15 protein-coding genes are annotated in these 17,278 nt (G+C 58.6%); 6 read left to right on the top strand and 9 right to left on the bottom strand.

Going from position 1 to position 17,278, the window contains the following annotated elements; all coding sequences use genetic code 11:
* Nucleotides 1–105: 105 nt before the first annotated feature.
* The 7 genes from DWZ22_RS05480 to rnd form a co-directional block, all read right to left on the bottom strand.
* The gene (locus DWZ22_RS05480; protein ID WP_118405625.1) at nt 106–1,266 is read right to left on the bottom strand and encodes an MFS transporter; all 1,161 of its coding nucleotides are present in this window, start codon (nt 1,264–1,266) and stop codon (nt 106–108) included.
* 119 nt (nt 1,267–1,385) lie between these two features.
* Nucleotides 1,386–2,276, bottom strand: a complete 891-nt coding sequence (locus tag DWZ22_RS05475; protein ID WP_118405624.1) for a LysR family transcriptional regulator — start codon at nt 2,274–2,276, stop codon at nt 1,386–1,388.
* A 41-nt stretch (nt 2,277–2,317) separates the two neighbouring features.
* Nucleotides 2,318–2,653, bottom strand: a complete 336-nt coding sequence (locus DWZ22_RS05470) for a histidine triad nucleotide-binding protein (RefSeq protein ID WP_118405623.1) — start codon at nt 2,651–2,653, stop codon at nt 2,318–2,320.
* Between the two features lie 155 nt (nt 2,654–2,808).
* Complete coding sequence (gene xseB / locus DWZ22_RS05465) at nt 2,809–3,075, bottom strand: exodeoxyribonuclease VII small subunit (protein ID WP_118405622.1); 267 nt, start codon at nt 3,073–3,075, stop codon at nt 2,809–2,811.
* A 42-nt stretch (nt 3,076–3,117) separates the two neighbouring features.
* Complete coding sequence (gene xseA, locus DWZ22_RS05460; protein ID WP_369833872.1) at nt 3,118–4,569, bottom strand: exodeoxyribonuclease VII large subunit; 1,452 nt, start codon at nt 4,567–4,569, stop codon at nt 3,118–3,120.
* A gap of 115 nt (nt 4,570–4,684) precedes the next feature.
* Nucleotides 4,685–5,389: a zinc metallopeptidase gene (locus tag DWZ22_RS05455; RefSeq protein ID WP_118345529.1), complete on the bottom strand. Its 705-nt coding sequence runs from the start codon at nt 5,387–5,389 to the stop codon at nt 4,685–4,687.
* A gap of 64 nt (nt 5,390–5,453) precedes the next feature.
* The gene (gene rnd, locus DWZ22_RS05450) at nt 5,454–6,587 is read right to left on the bottom strand and encodes a ribonuclease D (RefSeq protein ID WP_118098998.1); all 1,134 of its coding nucleotides are present in this window, start codon (nt 6,585–6,587) and stop codon (nt 5,454–5,456) included.
* Between the two features lie 98 nt (nt 6,588–6,685).
* Here rnd and DWZ22_RS05445 point away from each other — a divergent pair, with 98 nt between their 5' ends.
* From DWZ22_RS05445 to DWZ22_RS05425, 5 genes are all read left to right on the top strand, one after another.
* Nucleotides 6,686–7,603: a diacylglycerol kinase family protein gene (locus DWZ22_RS05445; RefSeq protein ID WP_117735253.1), complete on the top strand. Its 918-nt coding sequence runs from the start codon at nt 6,686–6,688 to the stop codon at nt 7,601–7,603.
* A gap of 409 nt (nt 7,604–8,012) precedes the next feature.
* Nucleotides 8,013–9,818, top strand: coding sequence for a C69 family dipeptidase (locus DWZ22_RS05440; RefSeq protein ID WP_158573301.1), 1,806 nt, complete (start codon nt 8,013–8,015; stop codon nt 9,816–9,818).
* 408 nt (nt 9,819–10,226) lie between these two features.
* On the top strand, nt 10,227–10,799 hold the full coding sequence (locus tag DWZ22_RS05435; RefSeq protein WP_117794508.1) for a hypothetical protein: 573 nt from the start codon (nt 10,227–10,229) through the stop codon (nt 10,797–10,799).
* A gap of 212 nt (nt 10,800–11,011) precedes the next feature.
* Nucleotides 11,012–12,763: an ABC transporter ATP-binding protein gene (locus DWZ22_RS05430; RefSeq protein WP_118405620.1), complete on the top strand. Its 1,752-nt coding sequence runs from the start codon at nt 11,012–11,014 to the stop codon at nt 12,761–12,763.
* Nucleotides 12,756–13,502 (top strand): energy-coupling factor transporter transmembrane protein EcfT, encoded by a 747-nt coding sequence (locus tag DWZ22_RS05425; protein WP_117763752.1) that lies wholly within the window; start codon nt 12,756–12,758, stop codon nt 13,500–13,502. The genes DWZ22_RS05430 and DWZ22_RS05425 overlap by 8 nt, the downstream gene beginning before the upstream one ends.
* Nucleotides 13,503–13,627: 125 nt before the next feature.
* Here DWZ22_RS05425 and DWZ22_RS05420 read toward each other — a convergent pair whose 3' ends face one another.
* Nucleotides 13,628–14,374 carry an aspartate/glutamate racemase family protein gene (locus tag DWZ22_RS05420; RefSeq protein ID WP_233502225.1) on the bottom strand — a complete coding sequence of 249 codons (747 nt, stop codon included), beginning with the start codon at nt 14,372–14,374 and terminating at the stop codon, nt 13,628–13,630.
* 84 nt (nt 14,375–14,458) lie between these two features.
* Nucleotides 14,459–15,715, bottom strand: coding sequence for an ATP-grasp domain-containing protein (locus tag DWZ22_RS05415; protein ID WP_118345533.1), 1,257 nt, complete (start codon nt 15,713–15,715; stop codon nt 14,459–14,461).
* A 396-nt stretch (nt 15,716–16,111) separates the two neighbouring features.
* On the opposite strand from DWZ22_RS05415, the gene DWZ22_RS05410 reads away from it, so the two are divergent.
* The gene (locus DWZ22_RS05410) at nt 16,112–17,245 is read left to right on the top strand and encodes a glucosaminidase domain-containing protein (RefSeq protein WP_117763754.1); all 1,134 of its coding nucleotides are present in this window, start codon (nt 16,112–16,114) and stop codon (nt 17,243–17,245) included.
* The last annotated feature ends 33 nt before the right edge of the window (nt 17,246–17,278 follow it).

Genomic DNA, 17,278 nt, shown 5'->3' with positions numbered 1-17,278 from the left:
CAGGCGGTGTGGCGCCGCCAGGTTACATACGCATCAATAATAAACCCAAACGCCCTCGCGCTCGGGTTTATTGCGTTGATATATAAGTTATCGGTGCCTAAATACTCATGGCCTTTGACTTGTAAGACAAAATAGCGCGGGGATATACACCAGGGAAGAAATCCCGAGCGCAACAAGCAATACGACTCGAATGCCCGCAACGCTACTCAGCACAGAGTTGAGCAGATAGAAAAGAACAGCACCCACCGCCACCATCTGGCTTTGAACCGAAATCAGTGAACAGCGCATCGATGAATCGGCAGCATTTTGGAAAACTGAGTATTTGATTGGGGCAAACAACGAATACGCAACCGTCTGCAGCACATAGAACACGGGCAGCAAATTAGCCGGAGCAAGGGGGATCAAAAACAAAGCTGTCAATACTAAGCGAATGATGCCGCAAATACGCGCAAAACGGCCCTTGTCGACATGAGCAATCACATTGGGCACAATAAGCCCCATGGAGGCCGAGGCAAGGAGCTGGACCGCAATGGTCACACCCGAAGCGACGGCATTCATTCCGCGACCCGCAAGCAGCAGTGAGAAAAAGTCTTCCAGGGCGACAAAAGCAAATGCCTGAGAACAGTCCATGATGAACGCTGAACGAAGAATGCCATTACACGCAATAGCGGCACCGATCATCTTCGGGCTAATTCCACGCTCAGGTGCCCCCGCAGTGCCCCCTCTTCGCATCTCAGGAATGCAGACAACGACAACCAACGTCAACACCATTGCGATGATATCTGCCGAAAGACCAATGAGATATGCACCGACAGACGAAATGAAACCGCCCACGCAAGCGGAGATGGCATAAGAGGCATAGAAAACAAATCGCTCAACGACATTAAGTCTTACGAGCTGGTCCTGAGAGACGCTGTCAATGTAAATCGCTTCTATGGATCCGCTCAGACATGCAACGGCAAAACCTTTGAGAGCGAACGCACCGATTAAAAGCAGAGGGGAACGGACGAGAAGCAGGGCGGCGTAGTATCCAAGCATCCCCACGCCGCCAACGAGACCGCTTGTCTTTCGTCCAAACCTATCAGCAATATAGCCAGTGGGAACTTCGAGGATGAACTTACTCACTTGATATGCAATCATCATGCTAGAAATCGCCACCATCGAGAATCCGACGAATTCAAGGTAAACCGTCAGAAAATACAAAATGGTGCTGAAGTTCGACAGAAAAACGAACGTCATATAAAGCAAAACCGTACGGTTTTTCATGCTCCGCCCTCCAAGAGTCAGCAATCTAAATCGGAATCTTGGAAAAGCATGAGGGCAAAGCTGTCAGCTATGCGTTGCAGGGCGTCAACATTCACTTGACGACACGAGGCCAAATGGCCTCACGAAGCGAGATGACGCAATAGGTGAAGAAATACCGTCTGGTGTCGATCGGTCCAGGCATTTTGTCGATAGCAAAAGTAGATGGGCAAGGCTACGTCATGTGAGACTTCAATGGAGCACTCGCTCACTTCCGATCCATCCGATGCGAGAGAAGAGCCAGAAAAACCCAATATCAATCCCCCGGCTTGAAGAAACTCAGCCTGCGCCCTGTTTTCGTATTCGACATCTCGGAAGCGAAAATTGACGAGCTGGGCTTCAGGGCATTGGTTAATCGCATTGAGACAGGGTGACAAATTAATGGGAACAGCGAGCCTGCCGCCCAGTAACTCACGAATGGTCATAGCGTCAACAGATTGATGACCCGCTGGGTATGAAAGAACCTTGAGCTCCTTTTCACCCAAGTATTTAGAAGAAAGGACGCTGTCCCGTGGTTCCTCAAACGAGATAGCCGCGTCCGAAATGCCAAGCACAAGTGATTCAAAGCATGTTGCCGTTGGCTGATGCCACACATCAAGATGAATCTGAGGGTGCGAGCGTTCAAACGAGTCGTACCAGTTTTCGGCAAAAAGGCGCCCCCGTCCATGAAGGCAGGGGGCGTAAAGACGGAAGTGGCCGTCGGGCGAGACGCCGTCGTCCCTCGATTGAGCGTACTTTTTGAGATCGTCGACTTGCGCCAGGATCACGCGTGCACGACGCGCAAATTCTCTGCCCGCCGGAGACAAAACAGCCTCCCCCGCCGATCGGTCGAGCAAAACAATCTGATACTCAGATTCCAACTTCTTGGTTGCCGACGAAACGGCTTGCGGACTCACATGAACGGCGCGAGCTGCTTTGCGCACGCCGCCATAGTTCGCTACCGCTTGAAGGTATTCGAGTTGAGAAAGCTGCATAGATTACTCCAAAGGCAGCCAAGTCGACGGGCTACGCGCCCTCAGATGAGGTTCTCGCCCAGGTTTTTGCCGCCGAGGACGTGCATGTGGAAGTGCATGACGGTCTGGCCGGCGTTGACACCCTTGTTGGAAATGACGCGGAAACCGTCCTCCAGACCCTTGGCCTTGGCGACCTCCTGGATGGCGTGAGCCATGGCGCCCATGGTCTCGGCGGGCACGTTGTCGGCGATATCGCTGTAGTGCTTTTTGGGGATCGCGAGCGTATGGACCGGCGCCTGGGGGTTGAGATCGTCAAAAGCGATGACCTGGTCGTCCTCATAGACAACGGTCGAGGGGATCTCGTGGTTGGCAATTTTGCAGAAAATGCAATCACACATGGTTGGTTCCTTTCTCACAGACCAAGGTAGTCTTTTTGGGACGGGGCTTTTTTGACTACTTTTTCGCAAACGCAAACGCTCGGCGAGCCGTCGCGCAAGGGTAGTCAAAAAAGCCCCGTCCCAAAAAGACTACCCCAAAGCAGGCTGTAAGTTGGCTAGAACGAGAGGTTGTCGTCGGTGTTGGCGGCTTCGCCGTCGGCGAGCGCGTCGTTGCCGTCAACGTCCTTAAGGAGCACCGAGACCTTCTGCTCGGCATCGGACAGGCGGGTACGCAGGCTCTTGAGGAGCTCGACGCCGCGGGTGTAGCTCTCGAGCGACTCCTCGAGCTCCATATCGCCCGACTCCAGGCTGCGGATGATGAGCTCCAGCTCCTGCGAGGCCTGCTTGTACGTAAGCTGCTCGACCGGGGTCTTCTCTGCCATATCTGTTTCCTTTCCTAAGGGTCTATCACTGTGAAACGCGGTCTACTCGACCGCGTTGACGGTTGCCGACACGTTACCGTCCGACATGCGCACGCGGATGGCGTCGCCGGGCTTAAAGGTCTTGGCGCTCGTAGCCACACCGTCTTCGCTGTAGGCGATGGAGTAACCGCGGGCAAGCACCTTGAGCGGCGACAGGGCATCGAGCGAAGCCGCTGCACGGCCCAGGTCGGACGCTGGCTTGCTGAGCATCGTGCGCCCCTGATGCTCTAGGCGAGAACTCGCGAGCGTGAGCGCATGGCGCTTGCCATCAAGCCCTGAGGTGCTTGCGATCAAGCGCTCGGGCAGACGCTCGAAGTTGGAACGAAAGGACCCGACCGAACGCGTTATGGCGCCAGACAGACGATCGGCCGTCAGGGCAAGCTCGGACTCGCGACGCTCAACCATAAACGTTGGATCGTTAAGACACGGGCGGCACGCGGCTGCATCGAGCGCGTCGCCCAGACGAGCCGTATAGGTGTCCCAGGCACGACGGCCGCGTTGGTCGAGCATTTCCAGATCGACCTGATCCGACCCGATCATCGAAGCCATCGCGGCGCCCAGACGCTGATGGCGCGCCTCGAGCACGTCGGCCAACTCCGTCATAGCCGGCGCCACCGATTCTGCCGCTGCCGTTGGCGTGGAGGCGCGGCGGTCGCTCACCATATCGCAAATCGAGGTATCGGGCTCATGGCCAATGCCGGTCACCACGGGCACGGGACAAGCCGCCACCGCGCGGGCGAGCTCCTCATCGTTAAAGGTCATGAGGTCCTCGAAGGAACCGCCGCCACGCACGAGCAAAATGCAATCGGGCGCCGGCGTAATGGCAGCGGCGCGGCGCAAGCCTTCAATAAGCTCTGCCGGCGCACCCTCGCCCTGGACCTTTGCGCCCACGCAGACAAGCTCGACAAGCGGGTTGCGACGGCGCAGCGTACGCTTGACGTCATCGATTACGGCGCCCGAAAGCGAGGTGACGACCGCCACGCGCGAGCAAAACACCGGGATGCGACGCTTGCGCGTCTCGTCCATCAGGCCCTCGCGGCGTAGCTTTTCGGCCAGCTGCGCCACTTGTTGACGCAGCAGACCCTCCCCCGCCAGCGAGAACGAGCGGGCGACGAAGCTCATGCGACCCGTAGGCTTGTAGAGATTGAAGCTGCCCTTAAAGCTTACCTGCATGCCGTCGCGCAAGTCGAAAGTGCGCTTAAGGTAGGCGCCCTTCCAGATGATACAGTCGACGGCCGCCGAGTCGTCCTTGATCTGAAAGTAGCAGTGGCCGCTTCGAGCGTTGGGACCACGGAAACCCGTGACCTCGCCTAAAACGCTCAGCTGCGGAATGGCATCGAGCGCGCCGGCGGCGATCTCCACCGCCTGGCTCACGCTGAGCTCCTTGCGCTCCTGATCGTCCGAACCGTCGAACTCGGCGGAAACGGCATTGCCGGTTAGATTCCAGCCTGCCACGCAGCCTCCTTCCGTTATCGTGCACAAGGGCTTCGGCCCTGCGCAAATTCAAATCCAACACATAGTACAGCGCCGCGGGGACACAAATCCCCACGGCGCCCAGCGACCCAATTTGTTATCGGTTGGAGTTTCTGTTGTAGCGAGCCATAAGGTAGAGCAGCTGAATAATCGAGGTGAGCGCCGCCGCCACGTAGGTGAGCGCGGCTGCCGTCAGCACCTTCTTGGCACCGTTGACCTGCTTGGAACTCATGCCCGACTGCTCGATATACGTCACGGCACGGCGACTGGCATCGATCTCGACCGGCAGCGTAACCAGCTGGAACAGCACGCTAAACGAGAAGAAGACCAGCGCGAGGGTCGTGAGCCCCGCGATGTTCATGAACAGGCCCATGAGCAGCACGATCGTCCAGGTGTTCTGGGTAAAGTTGACGACGGGGACCAAAGCGGTGCGTACCTTCATCATGGCATAACCACTTTGACGCTGGGCGGCATGGCCCGCCTCGTGGCAGGCGACGGCAACGCTTGCGACCGACCCGCCCGAACGGTTGGCATCCGAGAGATACAGGTTGTTATCCAGCGGGTTGTAATGATCGGTAAGCTCGCCGGCAACGCCCTTTATGCCCACGGCGCTACAACCGTTGGCATCGAGCATGCGACGAGCGACCGTGGCGCCCGTATCGCCATCCGAGCGCACCTTAGACCACGTCTTGTACGTCGAGTTGATATAGCTCTGCGCGGCAAGGCCAAGCACTGTGCAGACAAGAACAACCAGCAGGTACAGCGGGTCGATGCCAAAGCCGTATCCATAGTAATAAGGCATGCGAATTCCTCCGAATCGAGTTACACGTTGGAGGCATTCTACCCACTCAAGCGGCTAGGCTTCCTTATAGCAATTCAATTTTGCCATCTTTGACCGTCAACCCCATATTGCCCGAGAGCAAATCGTCCAGACGCGAACCCACGAGCTCAAAACGCCAACCTTCGCGCAGGGGGCTCTGCTCGGGATGCTCGATGTAGTCGGCCAGGTCATCGCGCGAGGCAATGACCGAGGTCGCCACGCCCGAACGCTCGGCAACCAAGCGAATAAGCGCATACATAAGGTCGGTCACGCTCTCCAACTCCGGCGAAATCTGGCGATGCCCGCGCACCATGAGCGGCAGGCGATCGTGCGGGCAGCTCGCGCCACGCTTGATGGCCATCAATGCACCGTCCACGTCGCGCTCCCCCAGCTGGTCGGTGCCGCGGATGCTGCGGAACTCCTCAACGCGCACGGGATTGCGTTTAACCAGGGCCAGCAACGTGTCGTCGGACATGACCCATTTGCGCGGGATGTTGCGGCGCTCGGCGCGATCCTCGCGCCAAGCGGCAAGCTCGCGCGCAATGCCCAGCTGATGGCGGCTGCAGGAGTTGATGCGCTTGACCTTGCGGAATGCCTCGTGACGATCGGCGCGATAATGCGACTCGTCGGCCAGCGGACGCAACTCGTCGAGCACCCAGTCCACCCGGCCCAGCTCGCGCAGGCGACTCATCATCTCGGTATAGGCGACGATCAGATACTTGACGTCATCGATCGCGTACTCGATCTGTTTGTCGGTCAGCGGGCGGCGCGACCAATCGGTCAGTGACTCGGTCTTGGGCAATGAGACACCGCAAAACGTCTGCACGAGCGCGCCGTAGGAAATCTGCTGGCGCTCGCCCAAAAAGGCGGCGGCCACCTGCGTGTCAAAAATGGGACGCGGCAGCACGCCCACGGTATGGAGCATAACCTCCATATCCTGCGAGCAGGCGTGAAACACCTTGGTCACGCTCTCGTCGGCCATAAGCTCTGCCAGCGGCGATAGGTCGTCGATCACCAGAGGATCGACCGCGACGCTCTCGGCAGGGGTGGCAATCTGGACCAGGCACAGGCGCGGATGAAACGTGCGCTCGCGCAAAAACTCGGTGTCGACGGCGATCGCGTCGAACTTGCGGGCGCGCTGGCAAAAGTCGAGCAGAGCCTGATGTGTGGAAATGTACATATCAACCCATCGAATAAGGTTAGGCCCGAAAAACACGGGTAGGATATCGGCATTGCCCTACAACTATACTCGGTTAGTCACAGAACGGGAACGTAAGTATGCGCTGCCTTATCATCCACAACCCGGCATCGGGCCCCAGCTCAGATGAAATCTACGCATTCACGCACGCCCTTGCACAGGGCGGCGACGAGGTCGTGATGCGCTTTATCGGCGATGGCATGGAGCCCGAGGACGCCGTGGCAGACGTTCGCGAGTTCGACCGCGTGGTCGTCTCGGGCGGCGACGGCACCGTCTCCAATGTGCTCGACCAGATGCGCGGCTGCGGCGTTCCCACGCTCGTTTTCCCCTCCGGCACGGCCTGCCTATTCTTTAACAACATCGGCAATGCCCCCGAGGCAGCGGCGCTCGCCAAGGCATGCCGCGCCGGCCGCACGGTCAAAGTCGACATGGGCGAGCTCTTTTGGCTCGACGAGAACGGCAACGAAAAGCGCCATGGCTTTATCATCATCGCCGGCTCGGGCTTTGACGCTGAGATTATGATGAAGGCCGCCCCCACTAAAAACGACATCGGCGAGATCGCCTACTTCCTGTCGGCGCTCGCCACACCCAACCCCACGGTGGCGCACTTTACCATTGAGCATGACGGCATTGTCGAGGAGCTCGACGGCATCTGCTGCATGGCAGGCAACACGTCTGTCATCCAAAACGACATCAACCTGTTCCCCAACTGCCGCATGAACGACGGCATGGTCGACATCGCGGTCATCGAGCCCGTACGCACGGTACAGCTGCTTCCCACGGTAATCACCGCCGCGCTCGACCCCGCCGGCAAGGTGCTTGGCCGTCCGCAGTTCAAGATCATCCAGACCAAAGAAGCCAAGATCACCTGCACGCCGTCGCTGGGCATGCAGTTCGATGGCGAGATCATCTCCAGCAACTCGGGCGTCTTTGGTGCCCGCGCGCTTCCGCAATGCCTCGACCTCATCGTCGACGAATTCTCCCCGCTCGGAAAATAGGAGGACCCCATGAACGACAATCCCCTGCTCGGCTTTATCGTCATTGTTCTGGCCATGCTCGTCGGCTATGCGATTAACGTGATCCACCGTCGGAAGAAGTAAAACCACATTAGTATGATATTCATCCAGTTATCGACTCTCCCGCTGTTTATGCAAATTCTAAACAGCGGGAGAGTTTTCTTTTGAGTATTGTCTGGCGCTTTATTCCACTGCAGTAAATGCAGGGTGCCTTTATTTAACTAAAGCTACAAAATGAGTATTCTTATCCGCTCATCGCATATTTTATGACGCTCATCGAGTATTTCACCGAATCTAGTGAATACTTTTTAGACTTCCGATAGGCTAATAGATGTATTTATTAGCTGAAATCCTGCACGGTTCCGCGGGGTTTCAACGGTTGGGAGGGATCATGAGGTTTACTCATCCCGTCAACACGCTCAAGAAGCTTGGCTGCGGCCTTGCATTCGGAGCTGCGGCCATTATGGCCATGCCGACCTCGGCACTCGCTTGCACCCAGATCTACATGGGCAGCAAACTCACGGCGGACGGCAACACGTACTACGGCCGCGCAGAGGACTTTAGCACACGCTATATCAAGCACTTTGGCATTGAGCCTGCGCACAAGGACGGTAGCAAGTACACCTCGCTCGAATCCGGCTTTGAGTACAAGTCCACGGGCCCCACGTATCGCTACACCTTCGTTCGCGACAACCCCTCTCAGTGGGAAGATCGCTATGACGCTTATTCCGAGGCTGGCATCAACGAGAAGGGCGTCTCCTGCTCTGCCACGCTGAGCACCTCCTACAACGAGAAGGCCGAGGAGGCCGACCCCCTCACCGAGGAGACCGGCATCGGTGAATACAACTACGCCAGCGTCATCCTGGGCGAGAGCGCCACGGCCCGCGAGGGCGTCGAGCTCCTCGGAAGTCTGGTCGACGAGCAGGGCATCTGCACCAACGACCAGATCATCATCGCCGACAACAACGAGACCTGGCTGTTCGCCGGACTTTCTGGCCATCAGTGGATTGCCATGAAGCTCACCGACGACATCGCCTCGGTCAACCCCAACATCGGCAACCTTAACTACAAGGTTAACCTCGACGACACCGAGAACTGCCTCCACTCCAAGGACATTCAGACCATGCCCGAAGAAAAGGGCTTTGCCAAGTACTTCGATGACGGCCAGTTCGACGTTGCCCAGACCTACGGTGAGGAAATTAGCGAGCAGGCCATGCATTCTTGGTCGCGCTATATCCAGGGCCGCGATTACTTCATGGCTCCGCTTGCCGAGGGCACCGACTACGAGATCGTTAAGGACGAGCGCGAAGATGCTCGCGCCACGACCGGCGCCCTGGTCCACGAGATGCAGCCGCTGTTCTTCCAGCCCGGCAAGTCCGACTGGAACACCTTTGAGATGATCCGCAGCTTTGCTACTCGTGGCGAGAATGTCGCCGGCCTCAACGCCAACACCGACGGCGCCTATGCCATTGGTTCCAACCGCAACACCGAGATCCACACCTTCCAGATCCGTCAGGGCATGGACCCCGAGATCGCGACCATTCAGTGGGAGATGCTCTCCAACGCCGAATTCTCCGTCGCCATCCCCTTCTACTCCGCACTGCTCACCGAGGTCAGCCCCTACTTCAGCGATCAGGATGTCTCCTTTGATCACTGCGAAGAGGAAGACGTCGTGAACAACGAGGAGCCCAAGAACTCCATCAACTACGTCCTCATGGACATCAACACACTCGCCTATGAGAACCGCGTCCACTGCGCCACCGGCGTCCGCGCCTATCTCGACGCCCTGCAGAAGGAACTCATCGAGCAGAACCTGACCGTCGACGATGCCATGCAGGCCACCGAGGACACCGAGGCCCGCACCGCCCTGGCCAACAAGGCCGGCAAGGCTGCCACCAAGAACACCTACCTCAAGTGCAAGGCTATGCTCGAGGAGATGCGTGACTACCTCAAGGAGGAGGATTTCTCCGAGGAGTTCGTCCCGAGTGACTACGATGCCGACAACGACTGCCTGGTCGAGTCCATCACCTACGCCGACGAGGCCCTCTCCGATGAGGATGTAGCCGAGCCCGAGGTCAAAGAGGAAGAGGCCACCGAGGAGAAGTCCGAGGGCAACAACATGGCTGCCATGGCAGTTGGCGCCGTCGTCATCATCGGTGTCTGCGCCTACGTGATCTATCGTCGCAAGAAGGCCTAAGGCCCTCATGTCCTAGCTGAGCGGGCAAGGCAGCGATGGCAGCCTCGTTCGCTCAGCCCGCTCTTTTGACCGGCGGGAAACCCGCCTGAAATCTTTTTAAAAAAGATTTCCCCGCACACACTTCGCTGTGCTATAGTGCAGCGCAACAGCAACTAGGTGCGACCGCGCCACGACATCACGAAAGGAGCCACCAACATGAAGAACACGATGAACTCTCTCAACAACTGGTGGTGGCGTGATGCGAATTCGATCGGTCGACAGTGAGTCCCTCACGCCTGTTTTTGCGCTCTAGGTGATTGGAAGGCCTCCGGTTTCGACCGGGGGCCTTTTTCTATCTCGAGCCCGATCGCATTCGCATCACGCGCCTCCGCTTTTCTCTTGCACTCCCATTCCGAAAGGATTTTCACCATGTCTCAGAACACCACCGCCGCCCAGCCCCGCACCGCCCAGACCGCCGACCGCGGCAAGCTCGATGTCCGCGCCCTCGTCCTGCTCGCCATCCTGCTCGCCGCCGGCTTCATCCTCAACTTCACCGTCGGCAAGGCAATCTCGGGCATCTCGGGCGGCATGATCAGCCCCGAGTTCATCATCTCGGCCTTCTGCCTCACCATCCTGGTCGTTCGCCCCAACATCGGCCAGGCGCTCGTCATTGGCCTCATCTCGGCTGCCGTGATCCAGATCACCACCACCTCGCCGTTCGTCGATTTTGCCGCCGAGGGCATCGCCGCCATGCTCATGGCCGTCATCGTCAACGCTGCCGCCAAGGACGGACAGGTCAAGTCTGCCGTCGCCATCGTCGCAACGTTCGTGACCACCTTTGTCTCGGGCGTCATCTTCATGGTCATCAAGATGGCCATGCTCGGCGTGGTGGGCGAGCTCGCCGCCGCTATGCTGCCCGTCGTCGCCATGACCGCCGTCTTTAACGCCATTCTGGTCGGTGCCCTCTACTTGCCCATCCAGAAGGCCCTTAGGCTCCATTAACCCGCTCGGCTTTACGAGCCACCCCATCTTGGCGTTCATTTGTCGCTCGCGTACCCAAGTACGCTGCGCTCCTCTTTCGCGCCAACCTGGGGCCCCTCGTAAAGCCGTCTCCGCACTCCACCAACAAAGACTGTCCCAAACAACTAGCTCTTGGGGACGTTCTTAAACGACTAGTCATGTAAGAACGTCCCCAATGACTATGAAAGGTATCCATGGAAACGATCATCAACGTCGACGATGTCTCGTTCTCCTATGGCACGCAGACCGAGCAGGCGCTCAGCCACATCTCGCTCAGCGTGAACAAGGGAGATTTCATCGGCATCATCGGGCCCTCGGGCGCCGGCAAGTCCACGCTTGCCGCCTGCCTGTCAGGTGCCGTGCCCCACCACTACACCGGCGCGTTCTTTGGGTCCGTCATGGTTGACGGCCATGACACCTGCGAGGTCTCGCTGACCGACGTGTCACAGATCGTCGGCAGCGTGCTGCAGGATATCGACACGCAGATGGTCGCCTCGGTCGTCGAGGACGAGATGCTCTTTGGACTCGAGAACTTTGGCGTTCCCCACGACCTGATCGAGCAGCGCGTGAGCGAAACGCTCGAGACCGTCGGCATCAGCGACCTGCGCGACCGCGAGATCGCAACCCTCTCGGGCGGACAGAAGCAAAAGGTAGCCATCGCCGCCATCCTCGCCATGCGTCCGCGCGTCTTGGTTCTCGACGAGCCCACCGCGGCACTCGACCCCGCCAGCTCCACATTGGTCTTCGAGACGCTGCGTGAGGCAAACCGCGTACTTGGAATCACCATCGTCGTCGTTGAGCAAAAGGTCGCTCTGCTCTCGGAGTACTGCAACCGCGTGTTCGTGCTCAACCATGGCGAAATTGCGCTGCAGGGCGAGCCACACGAGGTCTTCGCGCATACCGACGAGCTCCGTGCCATCGGCGTCGACTGCCCTCGCGTCACGCGTATCTTCAATAGCCTCGAGGCCGATGGCCTGGTAAGCGGTACCCCCTGCTTGGATGTCGATGAGGCTGAGCGCCTGATTTCGGGCATCGTCGACCCCGCACACGCGGCCATCGAAGCCCAGGCGCCCACCGGTTCCCCGCACGCACCGTCGTTGCGCCCGCACGCCAAGGACGCCGAGCCCGTGCTCACCTTCGATCATGTTGAGTTTGCCTATCCCAATGGCGGCGCCGCCGTCCACGACCTCAACCTGACCCTCTATCCCGGCGAGCTCGTGGGCATCGTCGGCCAGAACGGTGCCGGCAAGACCACGCTCACCAAGCTGCTCACAGGCCTGCTTAAGCCCGCCTCGGGCAGCGTGCGCGTCACGGGACTGGATACCGCAGCCGTTCCCACGAGCCGTATCGCCCGCGAAGTTGCAACCCTCTTCCAAAACCCTGACCGTCAGATCTGCAAGGACACTGTGCTCGACGAGGTCGCCTTTGGCTTGGAGCTTGGCGGCATGGACCGCGCCGAGGCTCTGCGTCGTGCTCAACTCGTCATCGACCGCTTTGGCCTGCCTGCCGATGAGGCGCCTTTCTCGCTTTCGCGCGGTCAGCGCCAGATGGTGGCACTCGCCTCTGTCGTGGTCGTAGAGCCCAAGATCGTCGTGCTCGACGAGCCCACGAGCGGCCTTGATTACCGCGAGTGCATGACCGTCATGGAAACGGTGCGCACCATGGCCGAGCGCGGTTGCGCCGTTATCATGGTCTGCCACGATATGGAAGTCGTTTCGGATTTTGCCGAGCGCATCGTGGTGATGGCAAACGGCCGCATCCTCGACCGCGGCCGCACGCACGAGCTATTCTCGAACATCGATCTCATGCGGCGTGTCTACGTGGAGCCTCCCCAGGTTATTGAACTCTCGCGCCGTCTGGCATCTTCCGTCTCGCCCGCTTTTGCGCAGGTGAGCGAGGTCACCGATGTCGTTCGAATTACCAAGGAGATGGTCCACCGTGGTTAACGTCATCGACTACATGCCGGGCGATACGCTGCTGCATCGCCTGAACCCCGTTGTCAAGCTGGGCCTCGCCGCCGCCATCATCGTCGGCATCTTCTTATCCGACACCTATGTGGCGCTGCTGGGCTTTTTGGCACTCACCCTTGCTCTGGGTGCCTATGCCGGCGTCGTCAACCGTCTGTTCTCGCTACTCAAGTTGCTGATTCCGCTCGCGCTTATCATGCTGGTGCTCCAGCTGGCCTTTATGCGCGATGGCAACGTGGTGTGGGGCCTTATCACCGACACGGGCCTCATCACAGGATCGAAGGCCTGTCTGCGCCTGCTGGGCGTGGCGTTACCACTCATCCTCATGCTCATGGTGACCAAGCTCAACGACCTTGCCAACGCCTGCGTCGAGGTGCTGCACGTGCCGTATCGCTATGCCTTCACCTTTACCACGGCGCTGCGCTTTGTGCCGGTGTTTGGTCAGGAGATGAACGCCATCATGGAGGCGCAGACCGCACGCGGCGTCGAGTACGACACCAAGAACCCCATCAAGAAGCTTAAGCTCATGCTGCCACTGTGCGTGCCACTGCTCATCTCGAGCGTGGGCAAAACCGATGCCACGGCCTTGGCGGCAGAACAGCGCGGCTTCTATCTGCGTACGCGCGCCAGCTCGTACAAGCGCTACCCCATCAAGGGCCTGGACATCGCCGTGCTCATCGCCAGCATCGCCCTCATCGCCATCGGCTTCCTGTTCTAGTTCACCACTGACAGCAACCGCCCAACGCAAAAGGCCTCGGCTCGCACCAAACGAGCCGAGGCCTTTACTGTTTCAACAGATAAAACCTACCAAAATAAACCTGTCCCTTTTTGGCAGGTCGGAAGCTACAGGCGATAGAGTGCGCCGCTGCGGATGATGGATTCGCGCACCAGGACATCCATGGCGTCGAGGGTAATCTCGGGCATCTCTCGGTACTTCTGCAGCACCGATAGCTCGGTGCAGGCCAGAATGACGCGGTCGCAGCCGCTACGGGCGAACTCCCACATCACGCGATCGAACTTATCCATATCGGGCTCACGTCCGGCCTTCACATCATCGTAGATAAGCGACATCACATCGTTCTGACGTTTCTCGCTGGGATAGACAACCTCGACACCTGCCGCCTCGCACTCGCGCCCGTAGACGCCGGCACCCACGGTGCCGTCGGTTCCCATAATGCCAATCTTGCGAACCGGCTCGGCCGGCATGCTCAGATTGGGATCGAACTCGCACTCCCCCATCACCGCACCCGCAAGGGCATAGCGAACCGACTCGCGCGGCATGTGAATGATCGGCACCCTGGTAAACGACTGGATCTGGTCGTAGAAGTAGTGTGACGTGTTGCAGGGAATGGCAATGTGCGCACAGCCCAGCGACTCGAGTGCTTGGGCACACTCTTTCATGGTCGCCAGCAGCTTGGCATGCTCGCCGGTCTTAATGGCCAGCGTGCGGTCGGGCATGGTCGACTTGGAGAGCACCACCATGTCGATATGTTCTTGATCGCAGGCAGCAGCCGTATGACGCACCACCTGGTCGTAGTAATACGACGTGGCCTCGGCGCCCATGCCGCCGATAACTCCCAGCTTTTCCATCGCCGCCTCCTTGGTGACGCTTGCGCAATTGCGCGTATCATACCCGCGCCCGCCCGATGTAAACCGGACGGGCGCCGCACTCATCTACTTGTAATACGTCTTGAACAGCTTAAAGTGGCGCAGCTTGGTGTGCCACATGCGCAGCCAGCGGTTAAAGACAAAGTCGCCCTTCATAAACGAAGGGTCGGCGCCCTTGCCTTCCTTGTCCAGGCGATGCACCTTCGCGCGCAACTCGGGATCCTTGACGTACTTGTCGACGACGCCCACTGGAACGACCATCCACAGGGCCTCGTCCTGCGCCGTCACAAACTCCGGCTCAAACGGGCGGTTGAACACATACTCGTCCACCACATACTTGGCAACGTTAAAGCCGCTGTTGGTGACGTAGTAGTTGCTGCGACCCTGGCGCGTGTTGAAATCGAAGAACTTAAACGAGCCGTCGCGCTCGTCGTACTTAACGTCAAAGTTGGAATAGCCCACAAAGTGAAGGTCCTCGAGCAACTTGCGCACGCCACCCATAAGCTCGTCATTGGGCTCGGTGATGATGCAGGCGTGATTACCGACGCCATGGGGCTGATGCTCCTCGAGCAGCACGTGGCCCAGGCACATCATGCGGACCTTGCCGTTGCGGTCGGAATAGCTGGTGAGCACGCGCATGTACTCGTCGTTGCCGGGCACGCGATCCTGCAAGATCAGGTCGTCGGTGTAGCCGCTGGCATACGAGTCGCGAATGACCTGTTCCAGCTCAGCACGGTCGGCAATCTCATAGGCCTTTTTCTGGCCCTCGAACTCGTGCTGCCACCACATGATGCCGTCGGAAGGCTTCAGGATCATCGGGTAAGGAAAATCGATCTGGTCGAGCACTTCGGCAGGTGCCTCGCCTTGGGCATTCAGCATCGCCATGGTGAAGGTAAAGGTATGCGGATAGGGCACGCCATGCTTCTCGCACAGCTCGTAGAAGATCTCCTTCTTCTGACACTGCTCAAGCATGCTATAGGGAGCGTAAGGCGCGACGATGTTATCCGCCAACTCATGGGCATCCTTGGCCTGAGCCACGAGGGCAACATAGTTATCTCCACAGCCCACAAGGACAATCGTCTTATCGGCATGCGCTTGGGCAATGCCGTTGACGGTCCTGAGCATCACGGGCATGGTATCGATATCCACGTTGGGCGTGTAGTCGATAATCTGACTGCGGTACGCGGGACCCGTCTGATACTTGCCAAAGACCAGACTCTTGACCTGGTACTCCTCGTAGAAGGCGCGCGCCACCGAATAGGCGTTGATGTCGCCACCGAGCAGCACGGGGATAAACTCACGCTCTGTAAACTGCAATGCCATGGATACTTCCTATCATCAACTGCCCATACGCTGAGCGGTCTTTATGCAACCTGTTTATTCTAACGTGTCGGGCCGTCTCCTCCTAAAGCTCCACCGTATCTATGGCAATCAACGCAATTATCTAGTATGAAAGCCACGCTCACCGCGATAGGGCCCTGTAGTTGCAAAACCCCACGTTAAGAGAGCTTTCACAGCCCAAAACTCGCCCACAAACAGGTCCTCGTAACGTTAAAGTTGAACTCTATGGTTTCTCAACAATTCGATATAACTGCAGGTCAAAGCCAAAGCCTCAAGTTCAACTTGACCCTTTAGAACCTTTAAGGTTCAAGTTGAGGTCGAAAGCAGTAGTAGAATACCTTTCGAACCATAACCTACGATTGATTGCAGAGGGACTGGATGCAGCATTCGAACCATCGCACCGCAGCGCTCATCGCGTCGAAGCCGGCTCGTATCATCACGAGCGCCGCGCTCGCCGTTGCACTGACGGCCTCGCCGATGCTCTCCCCCGTCGCGGCATATGCCGCCTCGCAGGCAACGCAGGATCAGCTATCCGCCGCCCAGCAGAAAATCGAAGCCGCCACGAGCGCCTACAACGAGGCCCGCACCAAGCTCGAGGATCTGCAGAAGCAAATCGACACCAACGAGGCAAGCATCGAGGAGATCGAAGCCGAGCTTCCCGATCAGCAGGCCAAGGCAAGCTCCGCCATGCGCGACCTGTACAAGTACCAGAAGGGCACCAACCCCATCGTGAGCTTCCTGGTCAACGCGCAGAGCCTGGGCGAGTTCATCACGACCTGCAAGTACACCAACCAGATCACGAGCTCGAGCGTCGATGAGATCGATGAGCTCAACAAGATGCAGACCGAGCTCGAGCAGAACAAGACTGAGCTCGAGCAGGCCAAGTCCCAGCTCGAGGCCGAGCAGAAAACCGCCGAGGATGCACTGGCGCAGGCCCAGCAGCTTCGCAGCGAAGCCCAGGCAAAGGCCGAGCAGGAGAACGCCGCCGAGCTGGCCAAGCTCGAGGCCGACAAGGCTGCTGCCGCCGAGAAGCTCGCGGGCACTGGCGTGAGCGGCAACAACTCCAACAGCCAGGCAAATAACTCCAACACCACCATCGATACCACGGTGAACAACCCCAATACCGGCAACTCCGATTACGACTCGTTTATCAACGAGTGGACCAGCCGTATCGACAACTACCTCGCCGGCTCCCCCCTGGCAGGCCAGGGCTACAACTTTGCCGTGGCCGCCTGGAACACCGGTGTTGACCCTCGCTGGTCCCCCGCCATCGCCTGCATCGAGAGCAGCAAGGGCCTCTATTGCGCTAATTCCTACAACGCCTGGGGCTGGAGCGCCGTTGGCGGCGGTTGGCGCAGCTTTGGCAGCTGGGGCGAGGGCATCTCAGCCCACGTTGCCTATCTTGGTCGCAACTACGGCTCCACGCTTACCCCGGATGCCGCCAAAAAGTACTGCCCGCCCACGTGGCAGGACTGGTACAACAAGGTTGCCGGCCAGATGAACCGCATCTAGCTATAGCTGCAAAGGGCCCCAATCGGGGCCCTT

The organism is Collinsella sp. AF31-11 (assembly GCF_003475605.1).
In the GTDB taxonomy this organism is placed as follows: Bacteria; Actinomycetota; Coriobacteriia; order Coriobacteriales; family Coriobacteriaceae; genus Collinsella.
This window is presented reverse-complemented; position numbering and strand designations above follow the sequence as displayed.

Excerpts from the sequence above, each read along its gene's own strand:
- DWZ22_RS05480 (WP_118405625.1), bottom strand. The coding sequence starts at position 1,266 with ATGAAAAACCGTACGGTTTTGCTTTATATGACGTTCGTTTTTCTGTCG.
- DWZ22_RS05475 (WP_118405624.1), bottom strand. The coding sequence starts at position 2,276 with ATGCAGCTTTCTCAACTCGAATACCTTCAAGCGGTAGCGAACTATGGC.
- DWZ22_RS05470 (WP_118405623.1), bottom strand. The coding sequence starts at position 2,653 with ATGTGTGATTGCATTTTCTGCAAAATTGCCAACCACGAGATCCCCTCG.
- xseB (WP_118405622.1), bottom strand. The coding sequence starts at position 3,075 with ATGGCAGAGAAGACCCCGGTCGAGCAGCTTACGTACAAGCAGGCCTCG.
- DWZ22_RS05455 (WP_118345529.1), bottom strand. The coding sequence starts at position 5,389 with ATGCCTTATTACTATGGATACGGCTTTGGCATCGACCCGCTGTACCTG.
- rnd (WP_118098998.1), bottom strand. The coding sequence starts at position 6,587 with ATGTACATTTCCACACATCAGGCTCTGCTCGACTTTTGCCAGCGCGCC.
- DWZ22_RS05445 (WP_117735253.1), top strand. The coding sequence starts at position 6,686 with ATGCGCTGCCTTATCATCCACAACCCGGCATCGGGCCCCAGCTCAGAT.
- DWZ22_RS05440 (WP_158573301.1), top strand. The coding sequence starts at position 8,013 with ATGAGGTTTACTCATCCCGTCAACACGCTCAAGAAGCTTGGCTGCGGC.
- DWZ22_RS05435 (WP_117794508.1), top strand. The coding sequence starts at position 10,227 with ATGTCTCAGAACACCACCGCCGCCCAGCCCCGCACCGCCCAGACCGCC.
- DWZ22_RS05430 (WP_118405620.1), top strand. The coding sequence starts at position 11,012 with ATGGAAACGATCATCAACGTCGACGATGTCTCGTTCTCCTATGGCACG.
- DWZ22_RS05420 (WP_233502225.1), bottom strand. The coding sequence starts at position 14,374 with ATGGAAAAGCTGGGAGTTATCGGCGGCATGGGCGCCGAGGCCACGTCG.
- DWZ22_RS05415 (WP_118345533.1), bottom strand. The coding sequence starts at position 15,715 with ATGGCATTGCAGTTTACAGAGCGTGAGTTTATCCCCGTGCTGCTCGGT.
- DWZ22_RS05410 (WP_117763754.1), top strand. The coding sequence starts at position 16,112 with ATGCAGCATTCGAACCATCGCACCGCAGCGCTCATCGCGTCGAAGCCG.